Consider the following 17,281-nt stretch of genomic DNA (forward strand, 5'->3'; position numbering starts at 1 on the left):
CATTCAAAATGCATGATTGGCCAAGATCGTGCCTGATCCGGCTGCGCAGCCTGAAAACATTCACGGAACCGCGATCCTGATCGGCGAGCGCGGCGTCCTTATCACCGGGCCGTCCGGCGCCGGCAAGACGACGCTGGCGCTGACACTCCTGGACCATTGCCGCGCGCGCGGGCTGTTCTCGCGGCTGATCGGCGATGACAGGCTGCTTGCCGCAGCCCGCGCCGGGCGGCTGGTCTGTCGCGTGCCGGCGACCATCGCCGGTCTCGCCGAAGTACCTGGGTTCATGCCGTGCCCGCTGCCGTTCGAGCCGGGGGGAGTGATCGACCTGCATGTGAGGCTGGTGCCAAAGGCAGACATGGCCCGTTTCCAGGAGGAAATAAGCGAGCCGGTCGCAGGCTGCCCGGTACCGCGTATCGATCTTGCCGAGCGCAACGCCGCCACTGCCCTGCCCGCCGTGATGGCGCGGCTGTCGATCGCGCCTTTTCTATGATCCGCTTGGGATTTCTTGCTGCAATGCGTCAAAATGGCATGGGCCGGCGCAATTTGGGGCTTGTCAACCGGCCGCGCGTCGACAAGATAGCGCTCCCGCCGCCTGGAATGGCTGGCGAGCATAATATGCGCCTGTGAAGCGGCGATGACGGGAGCCACCAAAGAATGATCGGACTCGTGCTTGTAACGCACGGTCAACTGGCCGCCGAGTTCCGACATGCCGTGGAACATGTCGTCGGGCCACAAGACAATTTCGAAACCGTTGCGATCGGCGCCGATGACGATATGGAGCAGCGTCGTCGCGACATCGTCGACGCCGTCGCCCGTGTCGACACCGGAACGGGCGTCATCGTGCTGACCGACATGTTCGGCGGCACCCCTTCCAACCTTGCCATTTCGGTGATGGAGTCCGGCCGCACCGAGGTGATCGCCGGCATGAACCTGCCGATGCTGATCAAGCTCTCCTCGATCCGCAAGGGCGACAACATGGCGGCCGCACTCGAYGAGGCACAGGCGGCCGGCCGCAAATACATCAACGTCGCCAGCCAGCTTTTGAGCAGCAAATGAACGCGCTGTCCCCGGAAGAAGATCAGATCGTCCGGGACTTTCCCATCATCAACCAGCGCGGCCTGCACGCGCGCGCCTCGGCGAAATTCGTCCAACTGGCGAGCGGCTTCGACGCTTCGGTGCATGTCGAGAAGGATGGCGTCAAGGTCGGCGGCACCTCGATCATGGGCCTGATGATGCTGGCGGCAAGCCCGGGCTACTCGATCCGTGTCACCGCCAGCGGGCCGCAGGCGCTGCAGGTCATCGACGCGCTGGAGCAATTGGTGGCGTCCCGCTTCGGCGAGGAAAGCTGATCCTCTACATCGCCAAAGCATGTCCGATGGACATGCAGGGATAAAGATTTCTTTATATCCCATTGTCGTCCGAGCGCCGATCTGCTAGTCAGACCGGGAATTCGCGCCCTTCGACGCGCCGACCGGCGTGGGCGCATCCGCAACCAATTCGCAGCAAGAACAATTCGCATCGGAGCACTGCCATGACGGGTAGCAAGGACTATGTGGTCGCCGACATCTCGCTTGCCGGCTGGGGCCGCAAGGAAATCGAGATCGCCGAAACCGAAATGCCGGGCCTGATGGCCAGCCGCGAGGAATTCGGCGACAAGAAGCCGCTGAAGGGCGCGCGCATCACCGGCTCGCTGCACATGACCATCCAGACGGCGGTGCTGATCGAGACGCTGAAGGCGCTCGGCGCCGATATCCGGTGGGCTTCCTGCAACATCTTCTCGACCCAGGACCATGCGGCCGCGGCCATCGCCGAGGCGGGTATCCCGGTGTTCGCCGTCAAGGGCGAGTCGCTCGAGGAGTATTGGGACTACACCGACAAGATCTTCCAGTGGGCCGACGGCGGCACCTCCAACATGATCCTCGATGATGGCGGCGACGCCACCATGTACATCCTGATCGGCGCCCGCGCCGAGGCCGGCGAGGACGTGCTGTCCAACCCGCAGAGCGAGGAAGAGGAATACTTCTATGCCCAGGTCAAGAAGCGCCTGAAGGCTTCGCCCGGCTTCTTCACCAAGCAGAAGGCAGCGATCCGCGGCGTCACAGAAGAGACGACCACCGGCGTCAACCGGCTTTACCAGTTGCAGAAGAAGGGCCTGCTGCCCTTCCCCGCCATCAACGTCAACGACTCGGTCACCAAGTCGAAATTCGACAACAAATATGGCTGCAAGGAATCGCTGGTCGACGGCATCCGTCGGGGCACCGACACCATGATGGCCGGCAAGGTCGCGGTCGTCTGCGGCTACGGCGACGTCGGCAAGGGCTCGTCGGCCTCGCTCAAGGGCGCCGGCGCCCGCGTCAAGGTCACCGAGGTCGACCCGATCTGCGCCCTGCAGGCGGCGATGGACGGCTTTGAAGTCGTCACGCTGGAAGATGCGGCGCCCACCGCCGACATCGTCATCACCACCACCGGCAACAAGGACGTCGTCACCCTCGACCACATGCGCTCGATGAAGGACATGGTGATCGTCGGCAACATCGGTCACTTCGACAACGAGATCCAGGTGGCCGCGCTGCGCAATCTCAAATGGACCAACGTCAAGCCGCAGGTCGACATGATCACCTTCCCGGACGGCAAGCGGATGATCCTGCTGTCGGAAGGCCGGCTGCTCAATCTCGGCAACGCCACCGGTCATCCGAGCTTCGTCATGTCGGCCTCGTTCACCAACCAGGTGCTGGCCCAGATCGAGCTCTACACCAAGCCCGGCCAGTACGCGAACCAGGTCTATGTCCTGCCCAAGCATCTCGATGAAAAGGTCGCGCGCCTGCATCTCGACAAGCTTGGCGCCCGCCTGACCGAGTTGTCCGGTGAGCAGGCTGCCTATATCGGCGTGACCCAGCAGGGTCCATTCAAGCCGGAACACTACCGCTATTAACCAAAGCTAAAATTGCTACCAGATATTGATGCCGGGCGATTGACTTTTCGCCCGGCTTTATTTTTGCGCGCCGCCAGCCTTCACGGCGATTCGGCGAGGGTTTATTGTCAGGTGATTCGCGACGCTTCCGGCCCGAGAGGGGATCAAGAGAGGCACGCATCAGGGCGGTCTTGCATTCAGGCGGCGGAGAGGACCAAGACATGCCGGGGCAACACCCGCACAGAGCGGGACGGGCCGTTTCCGGCGGCCAAGACGATTCGGGGGTTACTGGCTCCGCCTTGCACGGCGGAAGCCTGTCATGGCGTGCTCGCGCGGCACTGTTCCTTGCCACATCCGCTTTTGCCTGCCCCTTGGCCTATGCGGTTGCGCATGCCGAAGCCGCCGGCGTGACCACGGCCGGGATGTCGATCAGCGCGATCGAGGTCATGCAGCTTGCAGTGTTTGTCGGCGTGACCGGCGCGGCACTTCTGTCGGCCATCGTTCTCATCCGCGAAAGAGCCCGCACCTCGGCGGACAATGTCGAACTCAGGAGCCGCCTCGCCGACATCAACGCGGCCCTGCGGCGCTCGGAGGCGCTGCTCAATCTGCGCGACCAGCGCCTGGTCGTCTGGGCCGCGGAAAACAAGAAGCCCGAACTTATCGGCACATTGCCCGTCGAAAGCGGTGCTCCCGAGGACCGGGCCGCTTTCCTTGCTTTCGGCCGCTGGCTGATGCCGCGTTCGGCGGCGGCGCTCGAACATGCCGTCGCGGGATTGCGCGAGAAGGCGAAACACTTCGACCTCGTCATCGAATCGCAGGCCGGCGCACCGCTCGAAGTGCATGGCCGCAAAAGCGCAGCCCACGTGCTGGTACGTTTCGTCTCGCTCTCGGAGACGCAGCGCAGCCAGGCTAGGCTGAAGATCGAGAACCAGCGGCTGGCGGCCGACCATGACACGATGATCGGCCTGCTCGACGCGTTGAACATGCCGGCATGGCTTCGCAGCGAGGATGGGCGGCTGAAGTGGGTCAACCGGGCCTATGCCGATGCGGTCGAAGCCGAAAGTGCCGAAGCTGCGGTTCGCGAGGCAAAGGAGTTCCTCGGCGGCCAGGCACGCGATGCGATTGCCGCCCAGCACAAGACGCATCCGGTCTTCGAGCAGTCGCTTTCCACCGTGATCGAAGGCGACCGCCGTATGTTTGCGGTCACCGACTTTGCCGGTGCGGATGGCTCGGCCGGCCTTGCCTGCGACACCAGCGCCATCGAGACCGTTCGCAGCGAGTACGAACGGACCGTCAGGAGCCACGCCGACACGCTCGACCAGCTAAACACGGCTGTCGCCATTTTCGACACCGACGAGAAATTGCGGTTCTTCAACCAGGCTTTCCAGAAGCTGTGGGGCCTCGACAGCGGCTTCCTGCACAGCGCTCCCGACAATGCTCTGCTGCTCGACCGGCTGCGCAGCTCGGGCAAGATCGCCGAACAGCCGGAATGGCGCCGCTGGAAGGAAGGCCTGCTCGGCGCTTACCGCGCCGTCGAATCGCAGGAACATTGGTGGCATCTGCCGGACGGCAAGACCATCCGCGTCGTCGCCAACCCGCAGCCCAAGGGCGGCGTGACCTGGGTGTTCGAGAACCTGACCGAGAAGATGGACCTCGAAAGCCGCTACCAGACAGCGGTGCGGGTGCAGGGCGAGACGCTCGACAATCTTGCCGAAGGCGTGGCGGTGTTCGGCCCCGATGGCAGGCTTCGTCTGTCGAACCCTGCCTTTGCCAAGCTCTGGGGCCTGAGCGGCGATGCGGCTAAGCCCAATGTGCACGTGTCCGCGATCCGCGACCTTTGCGACCGGCAGGCGGCGGCGGACAGTCCCTGGCCGGGTTTCGTTGCCGCCATCACCGGGTTCGACGACGAGCGCCGCGACCGTCACGGCCAGACCGAACTCAACAACGGCAATGTGCTGAGCTACGCCATGATCCCGCTGCCCAACGGGCAAGTGATGATGACCTTCGTCGACGTCACCGACAGCGTCAACGTCGAGCGGGCGCTGAAGGACAAGAACGAAGCGCTGCAGAAATCCGATCAGCTCAAGAACGAATTCGTCCAGCACGTCTCCTATGAATTGCGCTCGCCGCTGACCAACATCATCGGCTTCACCGAACTTCTGTCGCTGCCGGCGACCGGTCCGCTGACGCAGAAGCAGCGCGAATATGTCGAGCATGTCGGATCGTCCTCCTCGGTCCTGCTCACCATCGTCAACGACATCCTCGACCTGGCGACGGTCGACGCCGGCATCATGCAGCTCGACATTTCAGAGGTGCATGTCGAGCGTACCATCGCGGCCGCGGCCGAACTGGTGGCCGACCGGCTGGAAGAGCATTCGATCAGGCTCGAGGTTGACGCCACTGCTGCGCCGAAGACGTTCCACGGCGACGAGATCCGCGTCCGCCAGATCCTCTACAATCTGCTCAGCAACGCCGCCAACTATGCGCCGGAAGCCAGCACCATCCGGCTAACCTGCCGCCATCTGGCGGACGGGGTGGAATTCTCGGTTCATGACGACGGCCCCGGCATGCCGCCGGATCTGCTCGATTCGGTGTTCCGCCGTTTTGAGCCGCGTGCCAATGGCGGCCGCCGGCGCGGTGCCGGTCTCGGCCTGTCGATCGTCAAGAGCTTTGTCGAGCTGCATGGCGGCAGCGTTCGCATCGAAACCGGCAAGGACAAGGGCACGACCGTCATCTGCACCTTTCCCGACATGCCGGGCATCCGCGCCGCGGCCGAGTAGCGCGCTCGATGACGGGATTGGTGCTGGAGCGTTTACTCGCCGACGAGACACAGACAGCATTGCTGGGCGAGGATCTGGCGTTGTCTTTGCGACCAGGAGACGTCCTGGCGCTCAAGGGCGACCTCGGCGCCGGCAAGTCCACCTTGGCGCGGGCGTTGATCAGGGCTTTGGCCGACGATGCCGGTCTCGATGTTCCAAGCCCGACCTTCACGCTGGTGCAGAGCTACGACACCCGCATCCCTGTCCATCATTTCGATCTCTACCGCCTGTCCTCGGCGGCTGAGATTGACGAACTTGGTTTCGACGAAGCCCTGGCGCAAGGCGCTGCCCTGGTCGAATGGCCCGAACGAGCCGAAGGCTACCTGCCGAAAACCTCGGTTCTGATCGAACTCGTCCAGCATGGCGAGGGACGGCTGGCCCGGCTGTCGGGCGAGGGCGCCGCCTTCGACCGCGTGGCGCGATCGCTGGCCATGCGCGACTTTCTCCAAACTGCCGGCTGGGGCGAAGCAAGGCGCCGCCATTTCATCGGCGATGCCTCGGCCCGCTCCTATGAGATTGTCTCGCTTGCCGGCCGAAAGCCGCAGGTCTTGATGAACTCGCCGCGGCTGGTGCTCGGGCCGCCGGTCCGCGACGGCAAGCCCTATGCCGAGATCGCTCATACCGCGCAGTCGGTCTCCGCCTTCGTCGCCATCGACCGGGCTTTGAAGGCGGGTGGGGTCAGCGTTCCGGAAATCCATGCCGAGGACCAGAATCAGGGGTTCCTGCTGCTCGAGCATCTTGGTTCGGAAGGATTTCTCAACGGCGATGGCCAGCCGGTGGCCGAGCGTTATGCGGCGGCGGCGGAACTGCTGGCCATGATGCATGGCAGGAGTTGGCCGCAGCGCCTGGCAACGGGGCAGGGCGGCTTCCATGACGTGCCGCCTTTCGACCGCGATGCGATGATGATCGAGGCCGATCTGCTGGTAGACTGGTACGTGCCGGCCATATCAGGCAGCCCGGCCAGCGATGCCTTGCGTGCCGGTTACCACCAGCAATGGAACGCGCTCCTCGACCGGCTGCGAGGCCGCGAAACCACGCTGATGCTGCGTGATTTCCATTCGCCCAACATCATCTGGCGCGGCGACCGCGCCGGGCATGATCGGCTCGGGATCGTCGATTTCCAGGACGCACTGATCGGTCCGTGCGCCTATGACGTCGCCTCGCTCGCCATGGACGCGCGTGTTACGATGTCGCCCGAGATCGAGAGAGAGACGCTCGACGCCTATGTCGCGGCGCGCCACGCAGCCGGCGCCTTCGACGAAGAAGGCTTCCTGGAATCCTACGCGATCATGGCGGCGCAGCGAAACTCCAAGATCCTCGGCATCTTCGTCCGCCTCGAAAAGCGCGACGGCAAGCCATATTATCTGAAGCACCTGCCGCGCATTCGCGATTATCTGCGTCGGGCGCTGTCTCATCCGGGGCTGGCCAGCCTGCGGGAGTTCTACAACGCCAACGGCTTGCTGGAGGAGCGGGCACTGTGACAGCAAAACCGGACACCGCAATCGTGCTCGCCGCGGGGCTTGGCAAGCGCATGCGGCCGATCACCGACACCATTCCCAAGCCGCTGGTCAAGATCGCCGGCAAGACCTTGCTCGACTGGGGGCTCGACAGCCTGGCCGCCGCCGGTGTCGGCAAGGCCGTCGTCAACGTCCATTATCTTCCCGAACAGATCATTGCCCATGTCGCGGCGCGCCGCGCGCCACGGATCATCATTTCCGACGAGAGCGAACGGCTTCTCGATTCCGCCGGCGGCATCGTCAAGGCGCTGCCCGAGCTGGGCGGAAAACCCTTCTACATCCTCAACGCCGATACCTTCTGGATCGACCAGGGTCCTCTCAATCTCGGCCGTCTTGCCCTTGCGTGGGACGCGGCGAAAATGGATATTCTGCTGATGCTGGCGGATCTCCATCAGGCGACCGGACACTGCGGCAGCACCGATTTCCTGGTGGCGCCGGATGGCGGCTTGCGGCGATCAAAAGGTGATCCGGCCGGACTGATCTATGCCGGAGCGGCGATCGTGCATCCGCGCCTGTTCGAGGATGCGCAGCCCGGGCCGCACTCGCTCAACGCCTATTTCGACACCGCCATTGCTGCCGGCCGGCTGTTCGGCATGCCGATGCAGGGTCATTGGATCACCGTCGGCACGCCCGATGCCATTCCGCTCGCCGAAGCGGCCGTGGCTGGCGCGCTAGCCGAGTTGAAATGAGCGGCTCAAGCCGCGTTTTCTCAATTCCCTCCGGAGCGCCGTTCCTGCCGACGCTTGCCGAGGCGCTGCTAGCCGGGCGCCTTGTTCCGGGGTTCCGGTTTGACGGCGACCCGCTCGCGTTGGCCGACGTCACCATCTATGTGCCGACGCGGCGCGCGGCGCGCGCCTTGCGGGGTGTTTTCGTCGACAGCCTGGCGGCACGCGGCGGCGGCGGGTCGGCGATCCTGCCGGTCATCCGTCCGCTCGGCGAGTTCGATGAGGATGAGGCTGCATTCGAAACCGAGGCGTCCGCCGCCATCGACCTCGCGCCGCCGATTGCGGCAAGCGAACGCCTGTTGCTGCTGGCGCCGCTGGTCCGCGCCTGGAAACGCCGGCTGCCGGCGCATGTCGCGGCGCTCTTCGCCGAGGAGATCGTCATCCCTGCCTCTACCGCCGACGCGATCTGGCTGTCGCGCGATCTCGCCCGGCTGATGGACGAAATCGAGACGGAAGGCACGGATTGGGCCAAGCTCACCGGCCTGGTGACCGGTAACCTTGCCGGATGGTGGCAGGTGACGCTTGAATTTCTCGGCATCGTCACCGATGCGTGGCCGAAATTCCTTGAAGAACGCGATCGCTCCAACCCGGCCGCACATCGCAGCGCGCTGATCCGCGCTGAAGCCGCACGGCTGCAGCGCAATCCGCCAGCCGGGCCGGTCATCGCTGCGGGCTCGACCGGCTCGATACCGGCCACGGCCGAGTTGCTTGCCGCGATTGCCCGCTTGCCCGGTGGCGCCATCGTGTTGCCCGGTCTCGACCGGACGCTGGACGAAGCGTCGTTCCAGGCAATCGCGGCGCCCGGCGCGCGTCCGGCCGTGCTCGGCCACCCGCAATACGGTCTCGCCAGGCTGATCGGCAAGATCGGCGTGCTGCGCGGCGATGTCGAGGAGATCGGCACGGCCGAGCCGCGGCTTGCGCTCCGCGCCGCCCTGGTCGGCGAAGCGCTGCGGCCGGCCGAAACCACCGAATTGTGGGCCGAGACGCGCAACGGCTTTTCAGCCTCCGACATTGCCGGGGCCTTTGCCGGCGTGACGCTGCTCGAAGCCGCCAGCGAACGCGATGAAGCGGTCGCGATCGCCGTCGCGCTCAAGCGCGCTGTCGAGGAGCGGGGCCAACGGGCGGCTCTCGTGACCGGCGACCGCGCGCTGGCCCGGCGCGTCTCGGTCGAGCTCCTGCGGTTCGGCGTCGTCGCCGACGATTCCGGCGGCACCCCGCTCGCCAACACCCCGGCGGCCAGCCTGCTCGGGCTGGCGCTCGAGGCGGTGTTTCGGCCAGGCGATCCCATAGGCCTGCTGTCGCTGCTCAAGCATCCGCTGCTTGGGCTTGGCCTCGAACGGGCCGATATGCGCCACGCAGCAGAACTGGTCGAACTGGTGGCACTGCGCGGCGGCACTGGCCGCCCCGACATCGTTTCGCTACCGGAACTGTTCGAAACCCGTCTCACCGGCCTTGGCGGCGGCAGCCGGCAACCCTTCTGGTTTTCCCGTCTCACCCTGCGTTCCATCGAAGCCGCGAAGAATTTGCTCGAACGTCTCACACAGGCGCTTGCGCCGCTCGCGGCGTTTCGCGGCCAGGCGGACGCCGGCCTTGGCGCGCTGGTCGGAGCAAGCATCATGGCGTTCGAAAATCTCGGCCGCACCGCCGATGGCGGCCTTGGCTTGCTCTATGCGGGTGACGCCGGCGAGAAGCTTGCCGAATTGCTGCGTGGGCTGGTCGCGGCTTCCGCGCCGCTCTCATTCGCCGCGGACGAGTGGCCCGACGTGATGGCGGCGCTGATCGCGCCTGAAACGGTCAAGCCGGCACAGGGAACCGACAGGAACATCGCCATCTGGGGCGCGCTGGAAGCGCGCTTGCAGGATGTAGACACGCTGGTCATCGGCGGGCTCAACGAGGGCGTGTGGCCGCGCAAGCCCGAGAGCGACCGCTTCATGTCGCGGCTAATGAAGACCGGCATCGATCTCGAACCACCCGAACGGCGCATCGGCCTTGCCGCGCATGATTTCCAGATGGCCTTGGGCGCGAAGAAGGTGGTGCTGGCCCGCTCGGCGCGTGCCGGCGACGCGCCTGCCGTGCCGTCGCGGTGGCTGCAGCGCCTGCTCACATTCATAGGCAACGACCAGGCGGTTGAATTGCGCCGGCGCGGCGAAGAATTGCTCGCCTGGGCACGCGCGCTCGACACCGGCCCAAGGCAGGATTTCGCGCCACGGCCGCAGCCGACACCGCCTTTGTCTGTTCGCCCGAGCCATTTCTCGGTCACCGAGATCGAGACCCTGCGCCGTGATCCCTACGCCGTCTATGCACGAAAAATTCTCGGCCTGATGCCGCTCGATCCGGTCATTCGCGATCCCGGTGCGGCCGAGCGCGGCACGCTGTTTCACGCCATCCTGCATCTGTTCTCGGCGCGCGTTGCCGATCCGCGCGCAGCCGACGCGCTCGCTGGCCTCATCGCTGCCGGCCGCGCCTGCTTTGCCGAAGCCGCACTTCCCGCCGATGTCGAGGCGGTGTGGTGGCCGCGTTTCGAAAAACTCGCCGCCAACATCATCGAGTGGGAGCGCACGCGCGCCGACGCGGTGATACGGCGGCATGCCGAGGAACGCGCCGGAAAGACCGTCGTCGGCCAGTCCGGCGTGACGCTGTCCGGCTATGCCGACCGCGTCGACCTGCTGGCCGGCGGCATGGCCGACATACTGGATTACAAGACAGGCTCCTCGCCATCCAAGGCGCAGGCGCACACCCTGCTTGCGCCGCAACTGGCGCTGGAGGGCGCGCTGCTCAGGCGCGGCGCCTTCAAGGATCTGGGCACGCGCGAACCTTCGCAACTGGCGTTCGTGCGCCTGAAGCCGAATGGCGAGGTGTTCGAGGAATCGATCCTCGAACACAATCGCCAGCCGCGCACCGCCACCGATCTCGCCGAAGAAGCCTGGGCGCGGCTGGAAAAGCTCCTGATCCACTATGCCGACCCGGCGACCGGCTATCTGTCGCGCGCGCTGCCGTTTCGCGAAGGCGAGACCGATGGCGATTACGACCATCTTGCCCGCGTGCTCGAATGGTCGGCCGGCGGCGATGCCGGCGACGAGGGAGGGGAGGCATGAAAAAGGCCTATCCCATCCCCAGCGACACCGCGACCAGCCAGGCCCGCGCCGCCGACCCCCAGAATTCCGCCTGGGTGTCGGCCAATGCCGGCTCCGGCAAGACCCATGTGCTGGCCCAGCGCGTCATCCGGCTGCTGCTGCGCGGCACCGATCCGTCGAAGATCCTGTGCCTGACCTATACGCGCGCCGCCGCCGCCAACATGTCGAATCGGGTGTTTTCGACACTGTCAGAGTGGACGGCACTCGCCGACGCGGAGCTTGCGGCAAGGGTCGAAACGCTGGAAGGCCGCCGGCCCGATCTTGAGACCATGCGCCGGGCACGGCGCCTGTTTGCCGAGGCGCTGGAAACGCCCGGCGGGCTGAAGATCCAGACCATCCACGCTTTCTGCGAATCGGTGCTTCACCAGTTCCCGCTGGAGGCCAACATCCCGGCGCATTTCGAAATGCTCGATCCGGTGATGGAGGCGTCGCTGTTCGCCACCGCGCGCCGCGACATGATTTCCGGAACGGCCGCCGGCGACATGGACCTGGCCGAGGCGTTTGCCACCATTCTCGATCGTGGCGGTGAAGCCGGGCTCGATGCCTTGCTGGGCGAGATCGTGCGTAAGCGCGACGGCTTGCGCAATTTCATCGACATGATTGGGCGCGATGGCACGCGTTTCCAGGCGCTATTCGATGAATTCCATTTCCGCCCCGGCCAGACCGCCGAAGGCATAGCGGCATCGGTCTGGCCGTTACCGGGTTTCCTGCCCGACTATTTTGCCGGCTTCGCCCAGGCCGCGGATGCCACCGATGCCAGGACGGTGCTGAACAACATCTTGCCCTATGCGCGTCAGGCTTTTGCCGAGAGCGACCCGGTTCGCCGTCTGCAACTGCTTGCGAGGGCCTTTCTCAAGACCGATGGCAGCGCTTACGATCCGGCCAATGCCTTCAAGAAGGCTCTGGTCGATCGGCTGCCGGATCTGGCGGAACGGTATCTCTCGACGGCCAATGCCATCGTCGAAACGGTCGACAGGCTGGCACTGTTCCGGATGCTGGAAGGCACGCGCGCCGCGTTGACCATCGCCGACTGGCTGATCGCCCGCTACGAGGTGTTGAAGCGCAGCCGCGGCTTTCTCGACTTCAACGACCTGATCACCCGCACGGTCAATCTGCTGGCGCGGCCCGACGCCGGCCCCTGGGTGCAGTACAAGCTCGACCAGGGCATCGACCACATCCTGCTCGACGAGGCGCAGGACACCAGCCCGGATCAATGGGAAGTGGTGAAGCGGCTGGCGGAAGAGTTCTTTGCCGGCTTCGGCGCCCGCGACAGGGTGCATCGCACAATCTTTGCCGTCGGTGACGAAAAGCAGTCGATCTATTCCTTTCAGGGCGCCGCGCCGGACTCCTTCGCCGACAGCCGGCTGTTGTTCGCGGGACGGGTGCGTGATGCCGAGGCGTCCTTCGCCGACCTCAAGCTGACCTGGTCGTTCCGCTCGACCGACGATGTTCTGACCGCGGTCGATCGCGTCTTTGCCGATCCTGTCGTGCGACGCGGCATCAGCCATGATCCTGATCCGCTGCGCCACCAGGCGATCCGCACCGATGCGCCGGGCTATGTCGAGGTCTGGCCGTCGGTCGGTGCCGACGTCGTCGACGAGCCCGACGACTGGACCCAAGCCATCGACCATGCGCATGCGCCGGCGGTGCGCGTTGCCGAGCATGTCGCCGCGACCATTGCCGGCTGGATCGGCACCGGTGAGATCATCGAAGGCCGTGGCAAGCGGTTGCGGCCGGGCGACGTGCTGGTGCTGGTGCGCAAGCGCGATCGCTTCGTCCATGCACTGACCAGGGCGCTCAAACGCCGCGACATTCCGGTCGCCGGGGCCGACCGGTTGAGCCTGCCCGGACACATTGCGGTCAAGGACCTGATCGCGCTCGGCCATCTCCTCATCCAGCCGCAGGACGATCTGTCGCTCGCCGCCGTTTTGCGCAGCCCGATCTTCGATCTGCCGGAGGAGGGGCTTTTTGCGCTTGCGGTGGAGAGGCCGACCGGCCTGTTTGCATCGCTGCGCGCCCATGCCGGCGAGAGCGAGGCTTTGGCGGCGGTCGTCACCCAGCTCGACATCTGGACGAACGAGGCCGCCTTCAAGCCGGTGTTCGAGTTTTACGCCGGCCTGTTGGCGCGCGATGGCGTGCGCAAGAGGATGATCGCGCGGCTCGGGCCTGAGGCCGGCGACATTCTCGACGAGTTCCTGAGCTTCTGCCTTGCGGAGGAGCGAACCGGGCTGCCCGGGCTGGAAGCCTTCCTGTCGACGCTGGAGAATGCCGGCCCCGAGATCAAGCGCGAGATGGATCAGACCCGCGACGAGGTCCGCGTCATGACCGTGCACGCGGCCAAGGGCCTCGAAGCGCCGGTCGTGTTCCTGGTCGACGGCGGTTCGGCGCCGTTCAGCGACCAGCATCTGCCGCGCTTGATGCCCTTCGACGGCTCGGGCTGGGACGGCAAGGGCTATCTCTGGCGCTCGGCCAGCGACGTCGCCAACGGCTTTTCCAAGGCTGCGGCGGTGCGGGCACGGGAGCTTGCCGATGACGAATACCGCCGGCTGCTCTATGTCGGCATGACCCGCGCCGAGGATCGGCTGATCGTCTGCGGGTACCACGGCAAGCGGGCGCCGAACACCGGCACCTGGCACTCGATCGTCAGCCGCGCGTTGATCGGTGCGCCCGAGAGCGTGGAGCGCCCGCATCCAGCCGGCGGCGATCCGGTGCATCGTTTCCACGTCACCAAGCTGCCGCCCGTCGCGTTGGTTTCCAGCGAGCAGGCGCGGCAGGCGCGCAGTTTCGGGCCATTGCCGGCGACCCTGTTCCGGCCCTTGCCGCCTTTCGAGGATTTGCCGCGTCCGCTGTCGCCATCTGGCGCCTCGGCGCTTATCGACGAAGGCAAGGAACCGGTGGTCGACAAGGCGTCGCCGGTGCTCGACGCCGATGCCGAGCCAGGTTTTGCCGTGCTGCGCGGGCTCGCTTTGCACAAATTGCTGCAGATGTTGCCGGGCATTGCCGAGGCCGAACGCGAGGGCGCGGCGCAACGCTACCTCGCCCGCACCGGAGGGCAATGGCCTGCCGGCGAGCGCGAAAAGGCCCTGGCCTCAGTCACCGCCATTCTCGCCGATCCCGGCCTCGGTCCGCTGTTTGCGCCATCGTCGCGTGCCGAGGTCGCGATCATGGGCAGCCTGGAGGTCAAGGGCAAAAAGCGCTCGATTTCGGGCAAGATCGACCGGCTGGCGGTGACGCCGGACGCGGTCTCTATCGTCGACTACAAGACCAACCGGCCGGCACCCGCCTCCCTGGCCGAGGTCCCGCCGGCCTATGTCCTGCAGCTCGCGCTCTATCGCGCCCTGCTGCAGCCGCTTTATCCCGGACGCGCGGTCAAGGCGGCCTTGCTTTTCACCGAAGCGCCGCGGCTGATCGAACTGCCGGCCGGTGTCATGGATGACGCCCTTGCTCGACTCACAGGAGCGTGACACAACACCTGCTTGAAGAAGGGCGCGATCACCACCACATTTGGTGCGACAAAAACTTTCGAAAGGATTTTCCGCATGACCACCGTCAAGGTCGACAAGAGCAATTTCCAGGCCGATGTACTTAACGCCAACGTGCCGGTCGTCGTCGATTTCTGGGCGGAATGGTGCGGTCCGTGCAAGATGATCGCTCCGGCGCTCGAAGACATCGCCACCGAACTTGGCGCCAAGGTTAAGATCGCCAAGCTGAACATCGACGAGAATCCCGAGCTCGCCGCGCAGTTCGGCGTGCGCTCGATCCCAACGCTGATGATCTTCAAGGGCGGCGAAGTGGCCGACATGAAGGTTGGCGCCGCACCCAAGACCGCGCTGTCGCACTGGATCAATGGCAGCCTCGCCTGATCCGTCCCAAATTCCTGACATCAAGCCCGGCCTCGCGCCGGGCTTTTTGTTGGCGTCATCGGTGGGTGGTTCTGGCCCTCACGCCTGCGCACTCCATGTCTTCTGTTGTCACGAGAAGCAAGGAGAACGCCCATGACCGGATCCGCGAAGGCCACCGTCTTCATCGACAATGAGCGTGTCATCGTCACCGAGTATCGCTTTGCGCCCGGCGACAACACCGGCTGGCACCGCCACGGCCACGACTATGTCGTCGTGCCGCTGATGGACGGCAAGGTGAAGCTGTTGACCAAGGACGGCGAATCCTTCGCCGAGATGAAGAAGGGCGCGCCCTATTTCCGCAAGGAGGGCGTCGAACACGACGTCATCAATGCCAATGAGGGCGAATACGCCTTCATCGAAATCGAGTTGAAGTAACCGCGAAGGCCATCGGGCGGCAGGCGCCATTACCAGTCGGCGATACGATCGCCTCCGGCGAATTGCGCACTTTTTTCGGTATACTCGAACAGTTCTATCTTCACGCCGTTGGGGTCGCGAATCCACGCCTGGTAGGTGTCGTCGCAGGCGAGTTTCTTTGCCGTGGCGTCGACGCCCTTCGACCTGATATGGGCGATCGCTGCATCGATGTCTTCCACTTCGAGGCAGAAGTGGTTGATCTGGTTCATGTCGCCATAGCTGGCTCCGTCCTTCTGGAACACCTCGACATGGCTGCGACCGCCGCAATCGAGGTAGAACCCGAAAATCTTGCCGTCGCGCAGGAAATTGAACTGGGTGTCCATACCGAGGACATCGCGATAGAAGCTTCGCGTCGCCTCCAGATCATTGGCGAAGATGCAGACGTGAGCGAGCTGCTTGACCTTGATCATGACTGCTCCTTGCGGTGATCGCCGAAACCGACCTCAGGTCGGGGGCGTGCCGTTTTCGGCGAGCACCGCACCGGCCAGATAGAGCGAACCGCCGATCAGGATGCGCGGCGCCGGGCCGTCCCATGTGTCGCGCAGCAACATCAGCGCGCTGGCGACGGAACTCACCGGTTCGGCCGTCAGCCCGGCTTCCGTCGCGCGGATCGCCAGTTCGTCGTTCGGCACGCCGGCGTCGCTCAGGCTCACCGGCACCGTGTAGACATGCCGGGCGAGGCCCTTGAAGGCGCGGAAATAGCCGCTCTGGTCCTTGGTGTTGATCATGCCCGAGATGAGGAAGAGCGGACGCGGGTTCTTTTCTTCCTGCTCGGCCAGCGCTTCGGCAACCACCACGCCGGCGCCCGGATTGTGGCCGCCATCGAGCCAGATGTCGGCGCCCTTCGGCGCCAGTTCGGCCAGCCGGCCCTGCGCCAGCTTCTGCATGCGGCCGGGCCAGGCGACGTTGGTCATAGCCTTCTCGGCGGCGCGATGGCTGATCTCGAATCCGGCGGCCTTTACCGCCGCGATCGCCGCCGCCGCATTGGCGAACTGGTGGCGCCCGGGCAGCCGTGGCGGCGGCAGGTCCATCAAGCCGTCTTCGTCCTGGTAGACCATGCGGCCGTTCTCCTCGAAGGCGAGGAAATCCTGGCCGTAGACGAAGGTCGGACATTCAAGCCGCTCGGCGGTCTCGATCAGCACCTGCAGTGCCGTCTCGCTTTCCTGTGCGCCGATGACCACCGGGCAGCCGCGCTTGATGATGCCGGCCTTTTCAGCGGCGATCAGTTCGACACGGTCGCCGAGATAGGCCTCGTGGTCGAGCGACACCGGCATGATCACCGACACGGCCGGCTCCTTGATGACATTGGTGGCATCGAAACGGCCACCGAGCCCGACCTCGATGATGGCGGCATCGGCCTGGTGTTCGGAAAACAGCAGGAAGGTGACGGCGGTGAGGATCTCGAAGACAGTGATATGCTCGCCTTCATTGGCCCTGGCGACACGGGCGATGGCATCGGCGAACACCCTGTCGTCGACCAGCCTGCCGCCGCCATCGGCGGCCAGCCGGTAACGCTCGTGCCAGTTCACCAGATGCGGCGAGGTGTGGACATGGACACGATAGTCCGCCGCCTCGAGCAGTGCGCGTGAAAACGCGGCGCACGAGCCTTTGCCGTTGGTGCCGGCGATATGGATGACCGGTGGCAGCCGGTCCTGCGGGTCATCGAGCCGCTCCAGCAACCGTGAAATGCGGTCGAGCGAAAGGTCGAAGCCTTTCGGGTGAAGCGCCATCAGGGCTTCGATTTCGCGGTCGGCGGCAAGCGTTTTCATGGCACAATCCTGGCCCATGGCCCAGGAACCAGAATCGGTTTCACAATGGCCATGGCAATCAAAAAGCTACAGCGCGCCACGGACACGGCG

General features: G+C 65.1%; 13 protein-coding genes. 11 read left to right on the forward strand and 2 right to left on the reverse strand.

Translation table 11 applies throughout. From position 1 onward, the window contains the following. Window positions 1–28 precede the first annotated feature (28 nt). From ACXJ7R_RS00400 to ACXJ7R_RS00450, 11 genes are all read left to right on the forward strand, one after another. Entirely contained in the window at window positions 29–490 is a 462-nt protein-coding gene (locus tag ACXJ7R_RS00400; RefSeq protein ID WP_457150073.1) for an HPr kinase/phosphorylase, read from the forward strand. 164 nt (window positions 491–654) lie between these two features. Further along, window positions 655–1,056, forward strand: coding sequence for a PTS sugar transporter subunit IIA (locus ACXJ7R_RS00405; protein WP_056589309.1), 402 nt, complete (start codon window positions 655–657; stop codon window positions 1,054–1,056). Beyond that, complete coding sequence (locus tag ACXJ7R_RS00410) at window positions 1,053–1,349, forward strand: HPr family phosphocarrier protein (protein ID WP_095083198.1); 297 nt, start codon at window positions 1,053–1,055, stop codon at window positions 1,347–1,349. Before ACXJ7R_RS00405 ends, ACXJ7R_RS00410 begins: the two co-directional genes overlap by 4 nt. Window positions 1,350–1,531: 182 nt before the next feature. Then, window positions 1,532–2,932 (forward strand): adenosylhomocysteinase, encoded by a 1,401-nt coding sequence (gene ahcY, locus ACXJ7R_RS00415; RefSeq protein WP_095083195.1) that lies wholly within the window; start codon window positions 1,532–1,534, stop codon window positions 2,930–2,932. A gap of 200 nt (window positions 2,933–3,132) precedes the next feature. Further along, window positions 3,133–5,691: an ATP-binding protein gene (locus ACXJ7R_RS00420; protein ID WP_457150074.1), complete on the forward strand. Its 2,559-nt coding sequence runs from the start codon at window positions 3,133–3,135 to the stop codon at window positions 5,689–5,691. A gap of 8 nt (window positions 5,692–5,699) precedes the next feature. Further along, a complete protein-coding gene (gene tsaE, locus ACXJ7R_RS00425; RefSeq protein WP_457150075.1) occupies window positions 5,700–7,211 on the forward strand; it encodes a tRNA (adenosine(37)-N6)-threonylcarbamoyltransferase complex ATPase subunit type 1 TsaE in 1,512 nt (503 codons plus the stop codon). Continuing rightward, window positions 7,208–7,936, forward strand: coding sequence for a nucleotidyltransferase family protein (locus ACXJ7R_RS00430; protein WP_457150076.1), 729 nt, complete (start codon window positions 7,208–7,210; stop codon window positions 7,934–7,936). The genes tsaE and ACXJ7R_RS00430 overlap by 4 nt, the downstream gene beginning before the upstream one ends. Then, the gene (gene addB / locus ACXJ7R_RS00435) at window positions 7,933–11,067 is read left to right on the forward strand and encodes a double-strand break repair protein AddB (RefSeq protein ID WP_457150077.1); all 3,135 of its coding nucleotides are present in this window, start codon (window positions 7,933–7,935) and stop codon (window positions 11,065–11,067) included. Before ACXJ7R_RS00430 ends, addB begins: the two co-directional genes overlap by 4 nt. Then, window positions 11,064–14,570 carry a double-strand break repair helicase AddA gene (addA, locus tag ACXJ7R_RS00440; RefSeq protein WP_457150078.1) on the forward strand — a complete coding sequence of 1,169 codons (3,507 nt, stop codon included), beginning with the start codon at window positions 11,064–11,066 and terminating at the stop codon, window positions 14,568–14,570. The genes addB and addA overlap by 4 nt, the downstream gene beginning before the upstream one ends. Before the next feature lie 75 nt (window positions 14,571–14,645). After that, entirely contained in the window at window positions 14,646–14,969 is a 324-nt protein-coding gene (gene trxA, locus ACXJ7R_RS00445; protein WP_013891648.1) for a thioredoxin, read from the forward strand. Between the two features lie 132 nt (window positions 14,970–15,101). Then, a complete protein-coding gene (locus ACXJ7R_RS00450; RefSeq protein WP_095083181.1) occupies window positions 15,102–15,383 on the forward strand; it encodes a cupin domain-containing protein in 282 nt (93 codons plus the stop codon). Window positions 15,384–15,412: 29 nt separating this feature from the next. Here ACXJ7R_RS00450 and ACXJ7R_RS00455 read toward each other — a convergent pair whose 3' ends face one another. Together ACXJ7R_RS00455 and ACXJ7R_RS00460 are read right to left on the reverse strand one after the other, a co-directional pair. Next, window positions 15,413–15,832: a VOC family protein gene (locus ACXJ7R_RS00455; RefSeq protein WP_457150079.1), complete on the reverse strand. Its 420-nt coding sequence runs from the start codon at window positions 15,830–15,832 to the stop codon at window positions 15,413–15,415. 33 nt (window positions 15,833–15,865) lie between these two features. Continuing rightward, window positions 15,866–17,191: a bifunctional folylpolyglutamate synthase/dihydrofolate synthase gene (locus ACXJ7R_RS00460; RefSeq protein ID WP_457150080.1), complete on the reverse strand. Its 1,326-nt coding sequence runs from the start codon at window positions 17,189–17,191 to the stop codon at window positions 15,866–15,868. Window positions 17,192–17,281 lie beyond the last annotated feature (90 nt).

It is taken from the genome of Mesorhizobium sp. P5_C1 (assembly GCF_054049815.1).